2 protein-coding genes are annotated in these 2,550 nt (G+C 68.2%); both read right to left on the bottom strand.

All coding sequences use genetic code 11. From position 1 onward, the window contains the following. The coding region (locus tag VA603_RS10390) for a phospholipase D family protein (protein WP_323438770.1) at positions 1-1,934 on the bottom strand (1,934 nt) is incomplete at its 3' end. Further along, positions 1,931-2,500, bottom strand: coding sequence for a YceI family protein (locus tag VA603_RS10385; protein ID WP_323438769.1), 570 nt, complete (start codon positions 2,498-2,500; stop codon positions 1,931-1,933). The genes VA603_RS10390 and VA603_RS10385, both read right to left, overlap by 4 nt. Between the last annotated feature and the right edge of the window lie 50 nt (positions 2,501-2,550).

Raw genomic sequence — 2,550 nt, 5'->3', positions numbered from 1 at the left:
AGCATGCGCACCAGCAGCCATTTCGGGCCGACGTCCACTTCCGGGAAATCACCGATGGCGGTGTAGCAGGCGCGGAAGCCGGGGTCCTGCCGCGGCAGCGGCCGCGGGCAGTCCGGGCCGGGCTTGAACTCATAGATGGTGGCGTAGCGCCATGGCCAGAAATCGAGCACCGGCAGCGCTTCGGACGCCTTGCCGATGCTGTAGTTCAGGCCGGAGAACACCGGTGCCTTCTCGCGCGGCGCCACCACCCAGGAGTTGTCCGGGGCGATGTCGCGCTCGATGCTGCGCGCCAACTGCTCGGCGAAGGCGGCATCTTCGATGATCACCGCGCCCTCGGTGTTGTAGTTCTCGCTGCGCGGGTCGAAGTTGTGGGTGCCGATCACGCCGATGCGGCGGTCCACCACCAGCGACTTGGCATGCAGGCCCATGCGCGCGCCGCTGCGGGTCACCGGCAGCGGCCGGTTGGCCGCGCGCCGGCTCAGGAACGAGGGGCGCGTCTCGGTGCGCAGCACCTCGCGTTCGACGTCGCTGCCTCCGGGCGTGTTGCGCCGGCCCGAGCCGCTGCCGCGCACGTTGCTGCCGGCCGCGCTGCCGCCGATCACCCGGTTGCGGCCGGACGGCACCGATTCGACGTCCACCGGCTCGGGCAGCAGCCCGGGGTAGTTGACCGGCGCATCGAGCGGGAACGGCTTGTATTCGTAGATGTTGAAGCCCAGTTCGCGCAGGTTGCGGCGCTTGTACTTGTATGACAGCGCGTAGACGATCGGGTTGTCGGTGGCGGCCAGGCTGTTGGTCGAGACCACCACCCGCGGCGCGGCCTCGCGCTTGCGCAGGTCGCGGAACAGCTGCTGGGCCGGCTTGGACAACACCAGGTACGGCGTCTGCAGCAGCACTTCGGTCCTGGCCGAGGCGATCAGGGCATCCAGCCGCGGCTCGGTGACATGCTGGCCATCGTCCGGATCATCGTCCTCGCGGCGATGCTTGCGCGGCAGGTCGGCCACGTAGGCCACCGACCGCACCGGCAGCGCGGTCTGCACGAAGGCCTCGTCGATGAAGGCCGGGTCGGTTGCCTCCTCGCCCACCCGCTCGATCCGCTCGGGGTGGCGGAAGTTGGCCTGCGGCATCGCCGGCACCCCTTGCTTGAGCAGGGCCCGGCCCACGTCGTTGAGCCGTTCGGCCGGAACGCTGCGCTGCGCGACCCAGAACGACTCAAAGTTGGCGGCCATTTCCCGCGCCTCCGGACCGGCGACGATCACGTCACGATCGCGGAAGTTGTACTCGTTGTCCCAGTCGTAGTAATCGTCCTGGTAGTTGCGGCCACCGACCACGCCCAGCACGTCGTCGATCACCAGCAGCTTGTTGTGCATGCGCTGGTTGAAACGGCGGAAGCAGCACAGCACGCTGCCGGCGTAGTCCAGGTAGTTCAGCTTGGCCTTGCCGAAGGCGGGGTTGTAGACGCGCAGCTCGAAGTTGGCATGCGCCCCGGACAGGGCGGCCAGCATCTGCACGTCGGAGATCGCCGAGAGCTGGTCGATCAGCACCCGCACCTTGACCCCGCGCCGGGCGGCGGCCAGCAGTTCGTCGATCACCAGCCGCGCACTGTCGTCGGTGTCGAAGATGTAGGTCTGCAGGTCGATGCTGCGGGTGGCGCTGCGGATCAGGTTCAGGCGCGCCACCAGCGCCAGTTCGCCCTCGTCCACGATGGTGGCGTAGTGGCGCGGCAGCCCGGGCGCCGATTCGGTGATGGCCTGCCCGCCGAGCGCGCGCAGCGGCGAATCCAGCGCGCAGCGGTCCGGCCGGTCGCAGTCCACCACGGTCGAGCGCGCGGCGATGGCAATGCCCTGGGCACGGTCGCGCTGCTGCGGCGACAGCGAGGCGCAACCGCCGGCCAGCAGCGCCGCCAGCAGCAGGAAAAGTCGTACGAAAGGGTTCACTTTGGGGGGGCGCTGCTCAGGCGCGTACGCAATATGAAGGTCACTCGATCACCCAGGGCCATCTGCCAGCTGTCCATGCCATACCGCCCGCGCTGGACGGTGCCCCGGCTGACGAGGTCGCAATCATAGCCGGGACGTGCGCATTCAGGCTTTGCCAGGTGCAGCGTCTCCCGGCGGCTGATGCCGCGGATGGTCAACCAGCCATTGACGTCGCCGCCCAGGTGGATCAGCTCCGGCGAGTACGGATCGGAGCGGAATTCGATCACCGGGTAACGCGCCACGTCGAAGAAATCCTCGCCGCGCATCCAGCCGGTGTAGCGCGGCTTGTCCGGGATCTCGACGTATTGGGTGTACATGCGCAGCACCACCTGGTGCTGCCCGTTGGGCAGCGCGGTGGCCTGTGCATCAAAACGGCGGAACACCCCTTCGATCTTCTGGCCGAAGCGGGTGCGGATCTCGAAGCCGAACTGTGAATGGGCCGGGTCGAACTGGGGCGGTTCCGCCGCGAAGGACGAAACCGGCCCGATCAGCAAGCCCAGCAGCAGCCCGCCACGGAACAAACCCATGGACTTACGGCCACCAGAACGCCGCCAGACGGGCAATGCCCGGTTCTATC

The sequence above is a fragment of the Stenotrophomonas capsici genome (genome assembly GCF_034961085.1).
Classification (GTDB): domain Bacteria; phylum Pseudomonadota; class Gammaproteobacteria; order Xanthomonadales; family Xanthomonadaceae; genus Stenotrophomonas; species Stenotrophomonas capsici.
Note: the sequence above shows the minus strand (reverse complement) of the source record. Positions and strands in the feature narration are given on the sequence as shown.